Source organism: Paenibacillus kyungheensis (genome assembly GCF_028606985.1).
Lineage (GTDB): Bacteria > Bacillota > Bacilli > Paenibacillales > Paenibacillaceae > Saccharibacillus > Saccharibacillus kyungheensis.
Window position 1 is genome coordinate 3,534,792 of sequence record NZ_CP117416.1, and the last position, 17,681, is coordinate 3,552,472.

At 38.0% G+C, this 17,681-nt stretch carries 18 protein-coding genes; 4 read left to right on the plus strand and 14 right to left on the minus strand.

Translation table 11 applies throughout. The annotated features are described in order from the left end of the window. Positions 1-184: 184 nt before the first annotated feature. Positions 185-781, minus strand: a complete 597-nt coding sequence (locus tag PQ456_RS15130) for a hypothetical protein (RefSeq protein WP_273613038.1) — start codon at positions 779-781, stop codon at positions 185-187. A 339-nt stretch (positions 782-1,120) separates the two neighbouring features. On the opposite strand from PQ456_RS15130, the gene PQ456_RS15135 reads away from it, so the two are divergent. Next, entirely contained in the window at positions 1,121-1,744 is a 624-nt protein-coding gene (locus PQ456_RS15135; protein ID WP_273616332.1) for a YktB family protein, read from the plus strand. An 83-nt stretch (positions 1,745-1,827) separates the two neighbouring features. Here the strand turns inward: PQ456_RS15135 and PQ456_RS15140 are convergent, their stop codons facing one another. Continuing rightward, a complete protein-coding gene (locus PQ456_RS15140) occupies positions 1,828-3,168 on the minus strand; it encodes an MFS transporter (protein ID WP_273613039.1) in 1,341 nt (446 codons plus the stop codon). A 190-nt stretch (positions 3,169-3,358) separates the two neighbouring features. Between PQ456_RS15140 and PQ456_RS15145 the strand changes: the two genes are divergently transcribed. Beyond that, a complete protein-coding gene (locus PQ456_RS15145) occupies positions 3,359-4,843 on the plus strand; it encodes an aminotransferase class I/II-fold pyridoxal phosphate-dependent enzyme (RefSeq protein WP_204823334.1) in 1,485 nt (494 codons plus the stop codon). Between the two features lie 114 nt (positions 4,844-4,957). Here the strand turns inward: PQ456_RS15145 and PQ456_RS15150 are convergent, their stop codons facing one another. Together PQ456_RS15150 and PQ456_RS15155 are read right to left on the minus strand one after the other, a co-directional pair. After that, the gene (locus tag PQ456_RS15150; protein WP_273613040.1) at positions 4,958-5,260 is read right to left on the minus strand and encodes a DUF1292 domain-containing protein; all 303 of its coding nucleotides are present in this window, start codon (positions 5,258-5,260) and stop codon (positions 4,958-4,960) included. A gap of 164 nt (positions 5,261-5,424) precedes the next feature. Continuing rightward, on the minus strand, positions 5,425-5,979 hold the full coding sequence (locus PQ456_RS15155) for a stalk domain-containing protein (RefSeq protein ID WP_273613041.1): 555 nt from the start codon (positions 5,977-5,979) through the stop codon (positions 5,425-5,427). 352 nt (positions 5,980-6,331) lie between these two features. Here PQ456_RS15155 and PQ456_RS15160 point away from each other — a divergent pair, with 352 nt between their 5' ends. Then, entirely contained in the window at positions 6,332-7,069 is a 738-nt protein-coding gene (locus PQ456_RS15160) for an MBL fold metallo-hydrolase (protein WP_273613042.1), read from the plus strand. Positions 7,070-7,159: 90 nt separating this feature from the next. Here PQ456_RS15160 and PQ456_RS15165 read toward each other — a convergent pair whose 3' ends face one another. After that, on the minus strand, positions 7,160-7,621 hold the full coding sequence (locus PQ456_RS15165; protein ID WP_273613043.1) for a GNAT family N-acetyltransferase: 462 nt from the start codon (positions 7,619-7,621) through the stop codon (positions 7,160-7,162). Positions 7,622-7,805: 184 nt separating this feature from the next. Then, positions 7,806-10,079, minus strand: a complete 2,274-nt coding sequence (locus PQ456_RS15170; RefSeq protein ID WP_273613044.1) for a glycoside hydrolase family 3 C-terminal domain-containing protein — start codon at positions 10,077-10,079, stop codon at positions 7,806-7,808. A 211-nt stretch (positions 10,080-10,290) separates the two neighbouring features. Here PQ456_RS15170 and PQ456_RS15175 point away from each other — a divergent pair, with 211 nt between their 5' ends. Further along, positions 10,291-10,719 carry a hypothetical protein gene (locus PQ456_RS15175; RefSeq protein ID WP_273613045.1) on the plus strand — a complete coding sequence of 143 codons (429 nt, stop codon included), beginning with the start codon at positions 10,291-10,293 and terminating at the stop codon, positions 10,717-10,719. Positions 10,720-10,893: 174 nt separating this feature from the next. Here PQ456_RS15175 and murI read toward each other — a convergent pair whose 3' ends face one another. The 8 genes from murI to PQ456_RS15215 form a co-directional block, all read right to left on the minus strand. After that, on the minus strand, positions 10,894-11,679 hold the full coding sequence (gene murI, locus PQ456_RS15180) for a glutamate racemase (RefSeq protein WP_273613046.1): 786 nt from the start codon (positions 11,677-11,679) through the stop codon (positions 10,894-10,896). 112 nt (positions 11,680-11,791) lie between these two features. Continuing rightward, positions 11,792-12,811, minus strand: coding sequence for an alpha/beta hydrolase (locus PQ456_RS15185; protein ID WP_273613047.1), 1,020 nt, complete (start codon positions 12,809-12,811; stop codon positions 11,792-11,794). 106 nt (positions 12,812-12,917) lie between these two features. Continuing rightward, complete coding sequence (locus PQ456_RS15190; protein WP_273613048.1) at positions 12,918-13,673, minus strand: SDR family NAD(P)-dependent oxidoreductase; 756 nt, start codon at positions 13,671-13,673, stop codon at positions 12,918-12,920. 98 nt (positions 13,674-13,771) lie between these two features. Next, a complete protein-coding gene (locus PQ456_RS15195) occupies positions 13,772-14,518 on the minus strand; it encodes an amino acid ABC transporter ATP-binding protein (RefSeq protein WP_273613049.1) in 747 nt (248 codons plus the stop codon). Positions 14,519-14,533: 15 nt separating this feature from the next. Then, positions 14,534-15,193 carry an amino acid ABC transporter permease gene (locus tag PQ456_RS15200; RefSeq protein WP_273613050.1) on the minus strand — a complete coding sequence of 220 codons (660 nt, stop codon included), beginning with the start codon at positions 15,191-15,193 and terminating at the stop codon, positions 14,534-14,536. A 149-nt stretch (positions 15,194-15,342) separates the two neighbouring features. Next, a complete protein-coding gene (locus PQ456_RS15205) occupies positions 15,343-16,122 on the minus strand; it encodes an amino acid ABC transporter substrate-binding protein (RefSeq protein ID WP_273613051.1) in 780 nt (259 codons plus the stop codon). Positions 16,123-16,345: 223 nt separating this feature from the next. Next, positions 16,346-16,960 (minus strand): hypothetical protein, encoded by a 615-nt coding sequence (locus PQ456_RS15210; RefSeq protein ID WP_273613052.1) that lies wholly within the window; start codon positions 16,958-16,960, stop codon positions 16,346-16,348. A 465-nt stretch (positions 16,961-17,425) separates the two neighbouring features. Continuing rightward, positions 17,426-17,593: a hypothetical protein gene (locus tag PQ456_RS15215; RefSeq protein ID WP_273613053.1), complete on the minus strand. Its 168-nt coding sequence runs from the start codon at positions 17,591-17,593 to the stop codon at positions 17,426-17,428. Between the last annotated feature and the right edge of the window lie 88 nt (positions 17,594-17,681).

A 17,681-nucleotide genomic window follows, 5' to 3' on the forward strand; every position in this document is an offset into this window, starting at 1 on the left:
TGCTTCAATATTTTGTATTCATGATTTTGCATAAAATAAGTTGGCTCAATTCATCATTTTACAGGTTTTAATGTCATAAGGAAAGTCTCAAAACGTGATCTGACCAAAATTCATAGAATTGTTGAAAGAATTGTGAATATTTTGGCTATTTCAACAAATTATTTTGGGGATCACGTTTTAAAGTTTACTTTTCCAAACGAATCAGTTCAAAACGAAGATTTTCCAACACTTTTTTGCATTCATCAATTTTTTCAGTATCGCCTGTTTTGATAGCTTCATTCAATCGATCAAGGGACTCGTCAATTTGGGTCTCTATATTTTCCAATCTCTCTTCACCTTCCGTTGATAAAAAAAGTGTGTGTAACGCTTCATGCGTTAGCGTTGATTCTTTTTGATACAAAACACGTTGTTCAAAACCAGAAATTTCGACCATCCGAATCACTTCGCCAAACAGAATATTCTCAACTAAAATTTGTTGATCTTTAAATCGTTTGACAATAGCATGACCACGCGTATCACCGATTAGTTTTTCCATCCATTCTGACAAACGTGAATCATGGATACGATAATCTCCGATCAATTTGTATCCTTCTTGCGTTTGTTGAAAACGTAATTTGGTCATATGATCATCTGTACGGATCGAGACGATAAATGAATCCTCTGTTTCTCTCCAATACAATGAATACCCTTCTTTGATCAAATCACGAATCAAATTCTGAATATCACGACGTTCAAAACGCAATTCCAAGTTACAATACTCTACTTCATAACTTTTGTTCATAGTAGTACCTCCTTTTTAACATTGGTTTATCTGTATGTGGGTCTATATATCTGTTTAGCTGTTCTGTAGTTAATTGATAAAATATACAAAAAAAAGTATAAATAACGAATACTGTTTCTGAAATGGTACCTATGAAGAGTGTAGTTATCTGTTGCATCTTTAGTACAATATATACTTAATATAATTTTACCCCTTTACAAGGTTGTCTAAGCACTAAAGCATACAGTCACATGTAATCTTCATGAAATAATTGCCTGTTCCTATGCTATAATAAACGCTGATTATCTCTACATTGATATGGATTGATTTGGAAAGAGAGGCATGACAAAGATGAATAATATTGAATTTAACGGTTTTGATTCTAAAGACTTTGATGTATTCACGATTGATGGATTAGAACCACGTATGGATGCATTGATTAGCACGATTCGACCTAAATTAACAACAATTGGTGAACAGATACAGCCTTATCTAGCTACATTATGTGGTGAAGAGATGTATGTGCATGTTGCCAAGCATGCTCGTCGTACGGTCAATCCACCTAAAGATACATGGGTAGCATGGGCATCGAATAAACGTGGTTATAAAGCATTGCCTCATTTTGAAGTAGGTATGTTTGGTAGTCATGTCTTTATTGTGTTTGCTATTATTTATGAGAGTCCCCGTAAATTTGATTTTGGAAAAGCGCTTCAGAAAGATTGGAAAAAGGTAAAACAAATGATTCCAGATGAATTTTACTGGTCTACTGATCATATGTCGCCACAAGCTAACATTCAGGGAGAATTGGATGATCAATACTGGCTAGATACTGCTGAACGATTGCAAAATGTCAAAAAATCCGAAATCGTATGTGGATTACGGATCGAAAAAGATGATCCTTTACTTCAAGATGGCAAAGCTTTTATCGAAAAAGTAGAACAGACTTTTGAACAATTGCTTCCGTTGTACCGTATGGCATTTTAATAGATCATTGTGAAAATAAAAAAACCTTATCTACTGTTATGCAGATAAGGTTTTTTGCATCTGTTTTTTTCATATATTGCTCATTAATTATTTGAGGAAGATAATTTTCGAGTATGACGTATCATAATCCAGTGAATACCGAATAAAATAAACATAGAGCTGGCACTAACAAAAAACGGCGCTTGAGGACTAATGATATCCCATAACTTTCCCGATACCAAAGGGCCAATAACAAGCCCTGATCCTTGTAATGTCAAAAATAATCCCCAGATCATACCACGCTCTTGTGCAGGTACAAGATTAGCCAGTAACGAGTTCCATGCTGGTAAAATCATTGCGTAACTAAGACCAATACCTATTACAAATATCCATATCCAAGCCAGTATCGTTGTAGAAGCAATCCCTATTAACGCTGTCCCTGCTAATAAAAATCCGATATGCAAAAAAAATCGACTGCCCCACCGATCGATCAGACGACCTGCTGGAATCAGACCCAAAGCAGTAACACCACCACCAGCAATTAACAATCCATTAAAATAAGCGGGGGTTAATCCTAACTGACTGATTACGTATAAAGTAATAATAGGCGTCAAAATACCTAAAGCAAAAGATTGCAAAAAAAGGGCTGGATACAATAGCGGATGAATATGTAGTGAACGAATCAACGCTATATATTGCTGTACCCGTTGTTTACCAGTGATACGTGTCACCGATACATGAGGTACAGATAATTGATTTGCATGAAGTGATCCAGTAGTAGCATCGTTGTATTGCTCGGTTTCATGGCGACTCCCTGTTGCTATCGAAGCTGATTCTTTACGACCGGGTAAGCATAATGCTATAGCTAGTACAACAGTCATAAAAATCAACATCATCCATAATGTAGATTGGTACGATGTATCACTAATCCAATTGACTGTAACCGGCCCAAGCCCCGCTCCTCCAAGAGAAGCAATCTCGATAATACTCATAGATGTTCCGTATTTTCCATCTGCATGTGACAGATCGGTGATCTTGGACATTACACAAGGCCATAATGGAGCACTGCCAACCCCCATCACACCACAAGCAAATATTAACCAGCCTGTACTTTTTTCTGTTGCCATAATAAATACTGCACCTAAGACAAGGATCATACCAATCGACATAATCATCCGAAATCCTAATCGTTCTGCTAACCAGCCTGCAGGACCTCGAAGTGCATTATCACCTACATACTGCAAAGCAAAAGCAATACCGATAGCAAAAGCAGGCAATCCAAGTACATGCCCCATATATACAGGTAACAAAGTAACTAATAATCCACCTTTAACAAATTCAACTAAAAAAATAAGTAACCACAGGCATACAAATACAAAAATATTGCGTTGACGATTTTTAGCTTGATTCTGATGATCTGTGTCAGCATTTGAAATTGATACCATTAATAACGATGACTCCCTTCAAGTCTACCCTTGAATGTATACCCATTTATCTTATATGCATTTTATCTTATCATAATAACTATTGCATTCCCCCCACGTTTTGCTATACTCATTTTGTTTGGCAAAATGTTGGATAAGCATTTTAGCCTCAGAATAATTACTTTACCTCAGAAAGGTTGTGACAGCTTCAATGGATCATAAGCAAACGCCGCTTTTCACCGCTCTACGAGAGCACGCGGCAAGCAATCCCGTCCAATTCCATATTCCAGGGCACAAAAAAGGAATCGGCAGTGATCAGGAATTCCGAGAGTTTGTGGGTGATAATACCCTTTCTATAGATCTGATCAATATTGCACCACTTGATGATTTGCACCAACCGATGGGTGTTATCGAGCAAGCACAAAAATTAGCTGCTGATGCTTTTGGTGCTGATTATACGTATTTTTCAGTACAGGGAACAAGTGGCGCTATTATGACAATGATTTTGTCAGTTTGTTCGCCGGGTGACAAAATTATCGTTCCACGTAATGTACACAAATCGATTATGTCTGCTATTATTTTTGCAGGAGCGAAGCCAGTATTCGTTTCTCCAGCACGTGATGAAAATTTGGGGATTGATCATGGGATTACGACTTCTTCTGTACGTCGTGCTCTAGATCGTCATCCTGATGCCAAAGCAGTGCTTGTGATTAACCCGACTTATTTCGGAGTCTGCGCTGATCTAAAAGAAATCGTCGATCTTTCTCATAGTCGCGGTGTACCTGTATTGGTTGATGAAGCGCATGGTGTATTGATTCATTTCCACAAAGACTTGCCGATCTCTGCGATGGAAGCTGGAGCAGATATGGCAGCTACCAGTGTACATAAGCTAGGTGGCTCGATGACACAAAGTTCGGTGTTAAATCTAAATGTCAAAAATGGACATGTGAATCCTCACCGCGTACAGACCATTATTAGCATGCTGACGACAACCTCTACTTCATATATCCTATTAGCGTCTCTAGATACGTCACGCCGCAATCTAGCGCTTAACGGGCATGATATGGCAGAGCGTACGATTCAATTGGCACAAGAAACTCGTCAAAAGATCAATGATATTCCGGGATTATACTGCTTTGGTAAAGAATTACTTGGCGGTGAAGCAACGTTTAACTATGATCCGACTAAGCTGACTATTCATATTCGTCATTTAGGTATTACGGGATATGATGCAGAGAACTGGCTACGTGAGCATTACAATCTAGAGATTGAACTCAGTGATATGTATAATATTTTGTGTCTGGTAACTCCAGGTGATACGCAGGATAGTGTCGATATTCTGGTGCGCTCTTTGACCGATATGGCATCTCAATATTACAGCACGGACGGTTCTAAAGAAATTCACGAACTGGTTGTCAAAATTCCAGAGATTCCGCAATTGTCACTGATTCCGCGTGATGCTTTTTACGGTGATACAGAAGTAGTTCCTTTTAAAGAATCCGCAGGACGTATTATCGCTGAATTTATTTATGTATATCCACCAGGTATTCCTATTTTGTTACCGGGTGAAGTAATTTCGCAAGAAAATATCGATTATATTACCGATCATGTTGAAGTAGGATTGCCGGTCAAAGGACCTGAAGATCGTACTGTACATCATGTAAAAGTAATCGTAGAAACAGACGCTATTTTCTAAATTCGTACTCTTTTCTATTGAAAGATACCAGATAGAATACAAAAAAAGCCGGAGTGAATACTGTATAGAAATATACAATATCTACTCCGGCTTTATTTATAACGATATTGAATCTTATTCAGATTCTTCGATAAGCTCGCCGTATGCTTTCTCTACAGCTGCCCATTCTTTTTCGTCTTCGATATTTTGCAATTCGAATCCGTCTTCTTCTTCTTCAAGACGCATGATGTAACCATCTGCTTCAGGGTTACCACGCTCTAATAGAAGTGCATATAGTTTCTCGCCAACATCAAATGTTTCAACAAGAACCATTTCTACATCATTACCTTCATCGTCAGTCAATGTTAATACATATTCTTCCGCTTCGTGGTCATGATCATGATTACAATTTTCATCATGTACGTGTTTATCGCTCATTAGGATAACCTACTTTCGGTATAAAATTGAATGTCATTTAGGTTCATAAATAGGTGTAATACCTTGCATTCATGAAATAATACTTGTGTATCTTACCACTTTCCCCTAGACAGGTCAATTGAGAGCCACACCTTCTATAGATCATCGCTACTGTGTGTTCATTATTATTGATTTAGCGCTGTAATTACTTTTTGTGAGACAAGCACATAATCGCTAGCTTTGGACTTTTTCATATAAAATCCAACTGTATATTTCCCTGCGGTATTAAAATCATACGTGAAATCGTATGTGCGGAACCAGAAGTTATCTTTTTGTTGCGTGATATCCTGACTTTGGATATCTTTTTGATTACCTGAAGGATCAATAATAGCCACTTTGACGCCTACGATATCTGTTTGTAGATTGTCTACCTGACTAAATACATTGAATTTGAGCTTTCCTTTACTGACGTTGCCAAACGCCGTATCATTTTTGAATAAAAAGATATGTACGTTGGGTTTGGTAAGTTTGACCGTTTTGGCATCATTATCATAATCGACAAGACCTTGAATTTCACGCAAAGGCACATAGGTTTTGCCATCGATCATGTAAGCTCCATCACTGACCTCACTTCCATTAATCCATACTTTAATCTTTTGACTTACAGCATCTGCAAATAGCACCGAACTGCTCATTAAGAAAAAGGCTAATGCACAGACTGCAACTCTTTTCCATATCACGTAAAAACCCCTCCTTTTATATTTAGAAAAAGCTTATCGACTCCAATTCTTTCTGTATTATAAAAGCATTGTATCTCTATGCTGATCTTCTTATAGATATATACTCCAATAGTCCCGTTCAGTTGCGGTAAAAAAATTGTAACCTTTTGACAAGTACGATTCTCGCACGATTGCTGTTTCAACTATCATTAAACCAATTAAGTGTGGTTGTATCTTTATCTGCATTTATGCCAGAATCCAATTCCTGCATTTCCCTTCTGGCTTCTATTCATGGTACATTGAGAAGGAAGAATGTCTGATGATTGGATAGACATCTCTTTATTACATGTACCATACAGACAGGAGGAATACTGTGTCTATTGAACTACAGATGCTAGGAACAGGTAATGCTTTTGCCAAAAATTATCATAATAATAATGCATTGATTCATGTAGGTGACTATACGCTAATGGTGGATTGCGGTATTACGGCTCCGCTTGCTTTACACCAGTTAGGCAAAACTGTTAATGAAATTGATGCGATTCTGATTACTCATATTCATGGAGATCATGTAGGTGGTCTTGAAGAATTAGGATTTCAGATGAAATTTATCTATAATCGTAAACCGGTTCTATATATTGCTAGTACATTAGTACGTCCTTTGTGGGAACACACATTATCAGGTGGTATGACGCAAGAAGGAATAGAGCGGATTGAAGATGTATTTGATGTAAGACCGATTGTGGCTGAACAACCGATCACGTTAACCGAAGGATTGGATATCGAATTAATTCAGACACCTCATATTGATGGAAAAAATAGCTATTCGTTTTTAGTAAATGAGACTATTTTTTATAGTGGAGATATGAAATTCCAACCTCATCTATTGGAACATTTAGTCTATGAGCGTGGGGTTCAGACGATTCTGCATGATTGCCAGTTACATCCTCCGGGTATCGTACATGCGACACTGGATGAATTGTTATCTTTACCAGAGCAAGTACGTTCGACTATTTTGTTGATGCATTATAATGATGACAAAGAAGATTTTATCGGCAAAACCAAAGAGATGACCTTTTTGGAGCAACATCAATTTTATACATTGGGTTAATTCCCTTTTGAAATACAACAAAAAAACCGTGCCAGATACAATTGGCGCGGTTTTGCTATGTTAACAACGATTGATAACGATCGTAATAATTTAGATGGTAACCACAAGTTGCTTTTTCATACTAACATGAGCAATACCTGCATCTTCAAAAGGCTCTTCGGAAATTGTGATATATCCCATTTTATTGTAAAACCCTTCAGCTTGACATTGAGAATCAAGTAAAGCTTTTTCAAATCCATTTTGGCGCGCATAATTTTCCATACCCAAAAGAATAGATTTGCCATACCCACCTCTCCGATAACCAGGTAATACAGCAATACGTTGCATTTTAGCTGCTCCGTTTTCATAACGAATCATACGACCTGCGGCAATATTCTCGCCATCTTTTTGTAACAGAAAATGATAAGCTACGCCGTCATTGGGCAATTGATCATACTCATCTACTTCTCTGCTTTCAGGAACTTTCTGCTCTACAACAAATACTTGTCTCCGAATATTCAAGCATTCTTCTAACTGTTGTTGAGTTTGTACGCGTATCACTTCTATCGCCATTTTATTTTGCTCCTTCGATCTTCCCATTGTGTACTCTTTACAATTGTATCATATAAATAGAAGATAAAGACGGCTGTTATTAGCATTGGATACATAATTTATATTTAAATCCTATAATCTTCGTTCTAAAACATACAAAAAAACAGCCCTTTTCTATATGAAAAAGAGCTGTTTGATCTGATAATTATTGATGTGGTACAAATGCTTGATTTAACTTTTCGATATCTTGGGCAAGCATTTCTTCTGTATATTTTCCCTGTCCGAAATTGACCAGCGCCCGTAACGGCATTCCTTTAACCATCGCTGACATCATATCATCACTAGCATCGAACAATTGTCCCATACCTGAACGATCCAGCAATTCTTTCGCCAGTTGCTCTGTTTTGGGATGAGTCGTAATATCGCCCATCGTGGTGTTGCGATCAATCGTCAGCGGAAGTTCTACACTGGATTGAATGTTGATCGATTGTTGGACATGAATATCACGAGAAGAAGAACCGATCAGAATCTCAAATGTTCCTGATTCCACATGCCAGTCTGCTAATTTTACATTGTAATAAGCAAATGCACGCTTATCGAGTGTAAAGTCTACGGTCTGACTTTCTCCTGCTTGTAGATGCACTTTAGCAAATCCTTTGAGTTCTTTCTCCGGACGTATCACTATACTTTCACTATCTTTTACATATAATTGTACAATTTCTTTACCTGCTATTTGACCTGTATTGGTAATCTTCACACTTACTTTTACTTGATCTTGATCGCTGTACTGCTCACGATCGACTTTGAGATCACTGTATGCAAATGTAGTGTAGCTTAACCCGTAACCGAACGGGAATAGAGGTTGGATCTGCTTGGTGTCATAATAACGATAGCCGACAAAAATACCTTCACGATATTCTACCCGATCTTGTTCACCTGGAAAATTCAAAAAGGATGGATTGTCGCTTAACTGCATAGGAAAAGTCTCAGCTAATTTCCCGCTTGGACTCACTTCACCAAAGAGTAAATCGGCAACTGCACCACCAAATGCTTGTCCACCCAAGTACCCTTCTAGTACTGCTTTGGCATGTCCTATCCATGGCATGACCACAGGTGAACCATTGCTAAGTACAACAATCAAATTAGGCTGCACTTTGGCAATTTCTTCGATTAAATGCTGATGATTTCGGGGGATATGAAGATGCGTACGATCATATCCTTCTGATTCATAACGATCAGGGAGCCCTGTAAATAACACTACAACTTCAGCTTTTGCTGCTAGTTGTACAGCTTCTTGAACTAATTCTTCTTTGATATCATCGCTATCCAGATCATACCCTGCTGCATAGGATACATGACCTTGATCCCCAACAAGCTTGGTCATTTCATCCAATGCTTTATCCAGTTGTGTAGGATTCACATGGGAACTACCGCCACCTTGATAACGTGGATTTTGAGCAAATTCACCGATCACCGCAATATTTCCTTTTTTAGCAAGGGGTAATAGTTGATCTTCATTTTTAAGTAAAACCATACTTTCTTGACCTATCTTACGGGCTAGTGCATGGTGTTCTTCTGCCTCATATGAACTATCTTGTTGACGCTGTTCTACTGCTTTGAAAATAAATTCTAAAATCCGTGTTACTGCTCGATCGACAACTTTTTCGTCCAATTGTCCTTCTTGTACAGCTTTGACGATTTTGGCATCACCGATACCATTGTTTGCGGGCATTTCAAGTTCTAGACCTGCTCGTAGACCGTCTACACGTTCATTAACAGCGCCCCAATCTGACACTACAAATCCTTCAAAGCCCCATTCTTCACGTAATACTTTGGTTAATAGAAATTCATTTTCACCAGTATATGTTCCATTTAATTTGTTATACGAACACATCACGCTCCATGGTTGAGATTGCTTAACAGCTCCTTCAAAGCTAGCTAGATAAATTTCACGTAATGTACGTTCATCGACAATAGCATCTACACTCATACGACGTTCTTCTTGATTATTAGCGGCAAAATGTTTAAGTGATGTACCTACACCTTGACTTTGTACCCCTTGAATATGATGAGCTGCTAATTCAGCAGAAAGATACGGATCTTCTGAAAAGTATTCAAAGTTACGTCCGCATAACGGAGAGCGTTTGATATTAGTCCCTGGTCCAAGCAAAACAGCGACATTTTCTGCTTGCGATTCTTGACCGAGCGCTTCCCCTACTTGACGAATAAGATCGCGGTTCCAAGAAGAAGCCATTCCTGCGGCTGACGGGAAACAGGTAGCCGGTACACTATCATTCAATCCCAAGTGATCGGCTTCTTTAGCTTGCTTACGTAATCCATGCGGGCCATCTGTCATCATTACAGATGGAATATTTAGACGTTCGATAGGTTGTGTGTTCCAAAAATCAAGACCTGAACAAAGACTAGCTTTTTCTTCCAGTGTCATTTGCGATAATAGTTGTGGAATATCTGTTTTCATAAGTCCTCCTTAAATGGCTATACCTAAAATCAATCTTCATTAATTCATTTACCCAATATAAGCATAAGCTGAAATGTATAGGCTGTATGGTACGATCCATATGTAATTGGTACTTATTTTGAAAACAATAAATAACACTTGAAAAAGAAACGTATGTTCGTATATAATAAGAATATAAATAAGAACAAATGTTCGGATAGGAGTACATGCCATGTTATCTAAATATTTAGGTGAAATTGTGGAAATTGTATATATGGATCGTTCTAATCAACTGACACAGCGACGCATTGAGATTAAGCATATTCGCAAAGGTCTAGTCTATGCTGACTGTCTACGTACAGGTAGTCCGCGTACATTTCGCGAAGATCAGATTCTTGCGTGGCAACCTGCGAAGTCCAAGCTCAAGCCTACAATTAAGCCTGTTCAACCGCTTCATCCTCGTCTGACTGGATATACTACATCTCCGACTATAGATGCTACAGCTCGCCAGACTACTGAATCTTCTGCTACTGCTATAACTCAACCTGTCGTCAGACCTACTGCTACCAGACGTAAATTCATCTCGATTACAACTACCCGTTCTCTTCGTCATTCTACAACGCCTAATGTTGCTTCTACTTCTCCTACGCAAGTTTCGTAATCATAGCTGCGCCAGTTACATTTATCGTTATGGTGATAATGTATATTTCTATAATATCCATCTTTCAACTCCATACTCTCCTTTTATATCTATCACAAAAAAAGCGCAGCTTCCCATAGAAGTCTGCGCTTGACTTGATATCTTTTGTGTTAGTTCAATCAGGTTTTACAATCATCATAATATCGAAGAAGCTGATAATCTCAACAGCAATTGATCATAGTTATTGAGTCGCTCAGGATCATGGATAATCTGACCTGATTCTACATAACTGATCTGACCTGTTCCTTCACCGATCTGAGAACGTTGTTGCAAAATGCGGTACAGATTGCGTGCAGTTCCTTCTCCACCATCAATAATATCGACTTCTTCAGGAAAGAAATGATGCAAATGTTCTCTAAAATAAGGAAAATGCGTACATCCTAATACGATAGTGCCATATTGATTGAGATCCAATCCTGCTAGTGCTTGTTGTAAATAAGACTGTACCTCTGCCTCTGCAAACTGTCTTTTTTCTGCTAGTTGTACCAGACCGGGCAAAGCCAAACTTTCCACAATATCAGCCGTATCTATCGAACGTACCAAATTTTGAAATTTTTCTTCTCGTAATGTTAATGTTGTTGCTAAGACCAGTACTTTTTTGTGCTTGATCATACTGTTCTGCACAGCAGGCTTAACTGCCGGTTCAATCCCAAGAATAGGAAAGTCATAACGCTGACGTAGATCGTTCACCGCTATACTGGTTGCTGTATTACAAGCGATTACCAATGCTTTGATATGTTGCGCTGCCAGATAATCTACCGCATCAAAAATATACTGACGCACCTCGTCTTTGGGCTTTTCACCGTAAGGCACATGTTGAGTATCTGCGTAAAATAGATAGTCTTCTGCTGGCAATACTTTTAGCACTTCATGTAAAACAGTTAATCCACCAATCCCCGAGTCAAAAACTCCAATTTTCAATGTATTCACTCTTCTTTCAAGACGGCAACTTGTTGTCTTTGTAATAAAATCGTTCTATGATTATAACTTTTTTGAATTCATTTTTAAAATAAACTTGAGATATGCTTTTAGATTACTCATTGTTGTCTGTAGATTCTGTAGGATTCAGTTCATCTTCGTCTTCTTGCTCTGTCGATTGAATATAAGTGACTGATTCGTGCAATAACTGAGCAAATGATTCAGGGTAATCATGATCCAGTTCAGGCAGTTCAATATACTGGTAATCTACATGAGCTTCTTGAAGTGCTTCGATCAGTTCCATTGTGCCCGGTAGACAATCGTCATCCCATTCTCCGCACATAATCGAAAGCTTCACTCCTGCTTCTTGTAACCCTGCTAGACCTTGCTCCCATTCTGATGCTTCTGGCAACCATGGTGCTAATAGAATCAAGCCACTGAACGCTGTAGGCTCTTGAATCGCTGTATATAATGCTACTCTTGCACCTGCGGAAAATCCTCCTAAAATCGGCTTGAGTGACGGTGTAGCAGGGCTTTGCGCATCTTCGGTCATAATATCACTAAGATGCCATTTCAACTCTTCTACCCCTTGCTCTACATCTTCCCATTCATATGCATCTGTAAAAAGAATTTGTGAAGATTGAGGTAAAGCTAACCGGTAATGATGATCAAGTAGACTGATCCAGTACGGTTCTGCAATCTCAATATTTTCCTGATCTCCATGTAGCGCAATAATGGTCTGCTTTATCGTATGATCTTCTTGATCATGCGGATACAAAATTTTCAATTCAGGTGTAGACTCTTCACGTGCTAGTGTTTCTCGTTCTGCGCATAATTCTACTAATTTCTGAAATTCATCTTGATCACGCAAAGACTTCAAATCTTCTTCTTCCAGCAAATACGTTGAAGAATACCAGTACCCTTTTTCCAAAATAGCTTCTTGTAATAATTGCAACGCTTCTGTATTCATGCCTGACGCCGCCGCTAACGAATAACGAAAATTATACACTTGTGCATCGTTACCTTTCACTTCATGAGCATGTTCAGTTATATAAGTATAAGCTTCTTGACTGCTATTCTCTGCCAAAATTTCAAGTGTTCGATTAATAAGACGTGTGTATGTTAGTGTAGTCATGTCTTCAGCTCCTATACTTTCAAAATAAGAAAAACCCTTGAAATGATTATTCAAGGGTTCTTGCATACGTATTGTACCAAATTCTAGTACGATAACCTATTCTATCTTATTGCGCGGTTACAGCACCATCGATAGAATATACGGCCCCGTTAATATATGGAGCTTCATCACCTAATAGGAAAGCTACCAGATTCGCAATTTCTTCCGGTCTACCTAAACGTCCAGAAGGAATACTGTCTACTGTTGCTTTCATCGTCTCTGGATTTTGTCTACCAAATTCAGCGACCATAGGTGTCTCAATTGTACCCGGTGCAATCGCATTAACACGAATATGATCTTTGCCGTATTCAATCGCTGCTGTACGTGTTAAGCCGATGATACCATGTTTGCTAGCGGCATAAGGACCTACTGTCTGTACGCCTACTACACCTGCGGTAGAAGCTGTATTGACGATCGAACCGCCGCCTGTTTTGAGCATTTCAGGAATTACGTATTTCATTCCATAAAAAGCTCCACGCAAATTAATATTAATAATCTGATCGAATTGCTCAATCGTATGATCTGCTAACTTTAGCCCCGGGCCTGAAATGCCTGCATTATTGAAAAACATATCTATACGCCCAAATGTAGCTACCGTTTGCTCAACAAACTGCTCTACCTGTGGTGCTTGACTGACATCAGCAGCGATAAACAGGGCTGTTCCACCTTTGGCTTCGATCATAGATACGGTTTCTTGACCAGCAGTTTCAGAGATATCGACAACAACTACACTCACTCCGTTATCGCTTAACTTCAGAGCGGTTGCTTGACCAAGACCGCTTCCAGCTCCTGTAATAATAGCTACTTTGGATTGTGTATTCATTCTATTCCTCCATCAGAAGTATTCTGAATACATAGCATTATCGCATGCTGGTATCAGACTTACTTACAAGTATTTATACTCTAAGTATAGACTGATTTTTATTTTTCTACACGACTAAGAAAAGCTTTGGTACGGTCTAATTGAGGATTCTCAAAAATCTGTTGCGGAGTACCGGATTCAGCAATCTCGCCTTTATCCATAAAGATCACCCGATCCGCTACATCTCTAGCAAAATTCATCTCATGTGTGACAACAACCATCGTGATTTTTTCTTGCGCTAGTTGTTGCATCACTCGCAATACTTCACCTGTTAATTCTGGATCAAGCGCCGAAGTGGGTTCATCAAATAATAAAATATCAGGATTAAGCATTAATGCTCTCGCAATCGCTACCCGTTGCTTCTGCCCGCCGGACAGATTGGCTGGTAATACATTGGCTTTATCAAGCAATCCGACTTTATTCAAAATGACTTCACTACGTTTACGAATATCAGCTACACTTTCTTTTTTGACCGCTTTGGGAGCCAATTCCAAATTCTGTTGCACCGTCAAATGCGGAAATAAATTAAAGTGCTGAAAAACCATTCCCATACGTGACGTTATTTTTTTGATCTGACTTGCATTAGTATATTTTCCGTTCTCTACTAATGCTTGACCTTGAAATAGAATGCTGCCGCTGTTGACTTCTTCCAGATGAATAAGACTGCGTAACATAGTACTTTTGCCAGAGCCAGAAGGCCCGATAATAGCAACTACTTCTCCAGGTTCAACTGTAAAATTAACACCTTTTAACACTTCTAGGTCGCCAAAACTTTTTTTGAGTTGTTGTACTTCAATCATAGTCATAGATAGACATTCCTTTTATTCAAATTTAAATCGACGTTCCAATCCTTTGAACAGCAACGTCAATACTAATGTCATTAATAGATAAATAATACCAGCCAAGACAAACGGGGTAATTGTAAAATCACGATTGACAGCTGTTTGTGCAAAGTGAAGCAATTCCGGTACAGCTACCGCATACAATAATGCAGTATCTTTTACCAGCGTAATTGACTCATTTGCCAGTGAAGGTAATGCTACCCGAATCATTTGCGGGATAATAACTTTGGTCATCGTTTGCCATTTGCTAAGTCCAAGTACCTGTGCAGCTTCATGTTGCCCTTTATCAATCGACAATAATCCACCTCTAAAAATCTCTGCAAAATAAGCCGCATAATTCAATACAAAAGCAAGCCCTGCTGCTACAAAACGATCAAATACCAAATAGTCACCTATAATCGGCAACATCGGTAATCCAAAACAGAAAAAGAGTAATTGCAACAATAGCGGTGTTCCACGAGTAATATAGATAAACGTATGGGCTATCCAAGATAATAATTTGATACTGCTATTAGCTAACAATGTAATTCCAAATCCTAATGGGATCGAAAGTACGATTGCAATCAAAAATAAAATAATCGTATTTTTAGCACCCTCTAGCATCGGGCCTATGATTTGTAATAAATAATCTACACTCATGATATTCGACTCCTACATCTCAACATTTTGAATTCAAGTCTTGCTCTTTACAAAAGAAAACCGGGTTGTATCGCTCAACCGGTTTTCTGATGATTTTTTATATGTGGTGCACTATTTTATCAAACAGTTATACATCATCTTTACTGGTGTTATTTTAGAACTTTATCTTCGCCAAACCATGTTGTTGAAATTTTGGCTGCGGTACCATCGCTATTCAATTCATCCAGCGCTTTTTGCAAGCTGTTAAGCAATTCTTCATTACCTTGCTTTACACCGATACCGTATTCTTCAGGAGATAACGATTCATCCAGTAATTTAAAAGTATTCGGCTCTTTAGACATATAATAACGAGCAACTACTTCATCAATCACGACAGCATCCAGACGACCATTTTTCAAATCGCTCAATGCCAGTACATTATCTGGAAACTCGCTTACTTCTTTAAGTTGTGCTTTGATCGGGTTTGCTTCCAACGCATCTGAAGCGGAAGATAGTGATTGTAATCCTACAGTTTTGCCAGCTAGATCATTAAACGTAGTAATCGGTGAGTTAGCAAGCACTGCCACCACCTGACTATTCGCTAGATAAGGTTTGGTAAATAGTACCTTTTGCTTACGCTCATCTGTGATCGTATATCCGTTCCAGATCAGATCAATCCGTCCACTGTTTAATTCAGATTCTTTGGCAGACCAATCTATCGGCTGAAACTCAACTTGTTTACCCATTTTAGCGGCTGCGGCTTTGGCATAATCAATATCAAAACCAACAATATTATTTTGTTCATCACGAAATCCCATAGGTGCAAATTTGTCATCGATGCCGATTACTAACTTATTGTCGTCCTTGTTAGTACCACTAGAACATCCTGCCAATACCAATAAAACAACACTAAAAAGTAATATCCATCCTCCTATTTTTCTCTGTTTCATATGATCGCTCCTCTTACAATTTACCGAACGCTTTAGTTCGTTACCACGTTATCAGAACCACTATAATAACATAGCATGGAAGTGAAGTCGAGCGCTATCGTATAGAAGTAAAAGATATTTAGTTATTTAGCATTTGTGACTATGTATCGAACGTCTAATCATAATGCTTATCGTAAAAATACATATAAAAAGCACCCGCTTAGGGGTGCTGTTGGAATAGCTATTATACGGCTTCCAGTGCATTCATAAAACGCTGAATATAATAAGTAGGAATATTCTGTTCCATCCAATCGGTAATGTCCTGATACACCAAGCTATATTTTGTATTTAAATATTGAGGATGCGGTAGAACTTCGACTTCCTCAAAATAATTTTTAACTTTGCGACGCAAATTACGCAAAACTTGCTGTTTGGATTCTACATCTTCACGGTCTTCAATTAGCAAATGGTCTTCTAATTGGTTACCATCGTTCATCATGATTTCGCGGCTATACATAAATCGTTCGCCTACACTTAATTCACTTTCATAAAAATTAGCATATACTTTATTGTCTACAATAATTCGTCTGCTGTAGATGCGTTTCAATTCGCCCATACTACGATCGAATTTTCTATAAGTTTCGACTCCGATCGTATCAATCAATTCACAGATTGTTTTTACAGCTTGTTGGTAATTTTCTTCTTTACTATCATACAATTCAAAGATATCTACTTTTTTGTAACGAAAACGAATATACGATTTGGATAACTTACCATACATATAAAAAACAATACTAACATCAAGAATCTGGTCATTGTACTGCACATCCATATTGACATATCGGTGCTGTTGACGCATAAGATTCTACCCCTTTTCTTGTTGAATTGATTGGGCTAGTAAATCGTTTATTCGACAAGGCGGATACCTTTAAAATAAATGTACTAAGCTACCATCGTATACAAATAAATCTAATCTATACAAGGATTTAACCTTTTAATTACAATTCAAATCAAAAGAAGCACAGTTATTATCAAAAATATTTACCATAAGTCAAAAATTAAACCATTTTTTTCTGTGCTTATAGTAAATCTATCTGGTATTTTGTTGGAATATTTGTAGATATACAGCGATTTTTACTGTTTTATTACACCTGCATCGAGCGTATTTTGTTGCCTCTTTTTTACTTTCCAGATACATATGTAAGAGCATCTTATAGATGTATACTTTAGCAATCTACACATCAAAAAACAGGCGAACACTAATGTTCAGCCTGTTTTTATATATAGTATGATTTATAGTTGTTGTTAGATAAATGTATGCAGTTTAGTTGGTTGTTGCTGTATATCGGCTGACCAATTCGCTAATTTTGCCTCTTACTGCTAAATCGGAATTTTGACGATTTTTCAAAATAGCATGTACTTGAGCCACAAAGCTATTTTCTGTATCCTCTGTTTCCATTACAGGTGCTGTTACCATAGATTCTAAGTTCATCATAATTCCTCCAAATCAATTAATACGCTCTTGAATGATACGCTTATTTAATATGACCCCGATTACAGTTGTTTAAAACACAATTTTA

Bases quoted from the DNA above. Each gene is read 5' to 3' on its own strand.
- PQ456_RS15130 (WP_273613038.1), bottom strand. From the start codon at position 781: ATGAACAAAAGTTATGAAGTAGAGTATTGTAACTTGGAATTGCGTTTT.
- PQ456_RS15140 (WP_273613039.1), bottom strand. From the start codon at position 3,168: ATGGTATCAATTTCAAATGCTGACACAGATCATCAGAATCAAGCTAAA.
- PQ456_RS15145 (WP_204823334.1), top strand. From the start codon at position 3,359: ATGGATCATAAGCAAACGCCGCTTTTCACCGCTCTACGAGAGCACGCG.
- PQ456_RS15150 (WP_273613040.1), bottom strand. From the start codon at position 5,260: ATGAGCGATAAACACGTACATGATGAAAATTGTAATCATGATCATGAC.
- PQ456_RS15165 (WP_273613043.1), bottom strand. From the start codon at position 7,621: ATGGCGATAGAAGTGATACGCGTACAAACTCAACAACAGTTAGAAGAA.
- PQ456_RS15170 (WP_273613044.1), bottom strand. From the start codon at position 10,079: ATGAAAACAGATATTCCACAACTATTATCGCAAATGACACTGGAAGAA.
- PQ456_RS15175 (WP_273613045.1), top strand. From the start codon at position 10,291: ATGTTATCTAAATATTTAGGTGAAATTGTGGAAATTGTATATATGGAT.
- PQ456_RS15185 (WP_273613047.1), bottom strand. From the start codon at position 12,811: ATGACTACACTAACATACACACGTCTTATTAATCGAACACTTGAAATT.
- PQ456_RS15190 (WP_273613048.1), bottom strand. From the start codon at position 13,673: ATGAATACACAATCCAAAGTAGCTATTATTACAGGAGCTGGAAGCGGT.
- PQ456_RS15195 (WP_273613049.1), bottom strand. From the start codon at position 14,518: ATGACTATGATTGAAGTACAACAACTCAAAAAAAGTTTTGGCGACCTA.
- PQ456_RS15200 (WP_273613050.1), bottom strand. From the start codon at position 15,193: ATGAGTGTAGATTATTTATTACAAATCATAGGCCCGATGCTAGAGGGT.
- PQ456_RS15205 (WP_273613051.1), bottom strand. From the start codon at position 16,122: ATGAAACAGAGAAAAATAGGAGGATGGATATTACTTTTTAGTGTTGTT.
- PQ456_RS15210 (WP_273613052.1), bottom strand. From the start codon at position 16,960: ATGCGTCAACAGCACCGATATGTCAATATGGATGTGCAGTACAATGAC.
- PQ456_RS15215 (WP_273613053.1), bottom strand. From the start codon at position 17,593: ATGAACTTAGAATCTATGGTAACAGCACCTGTAATGGAAACAGAGGAT.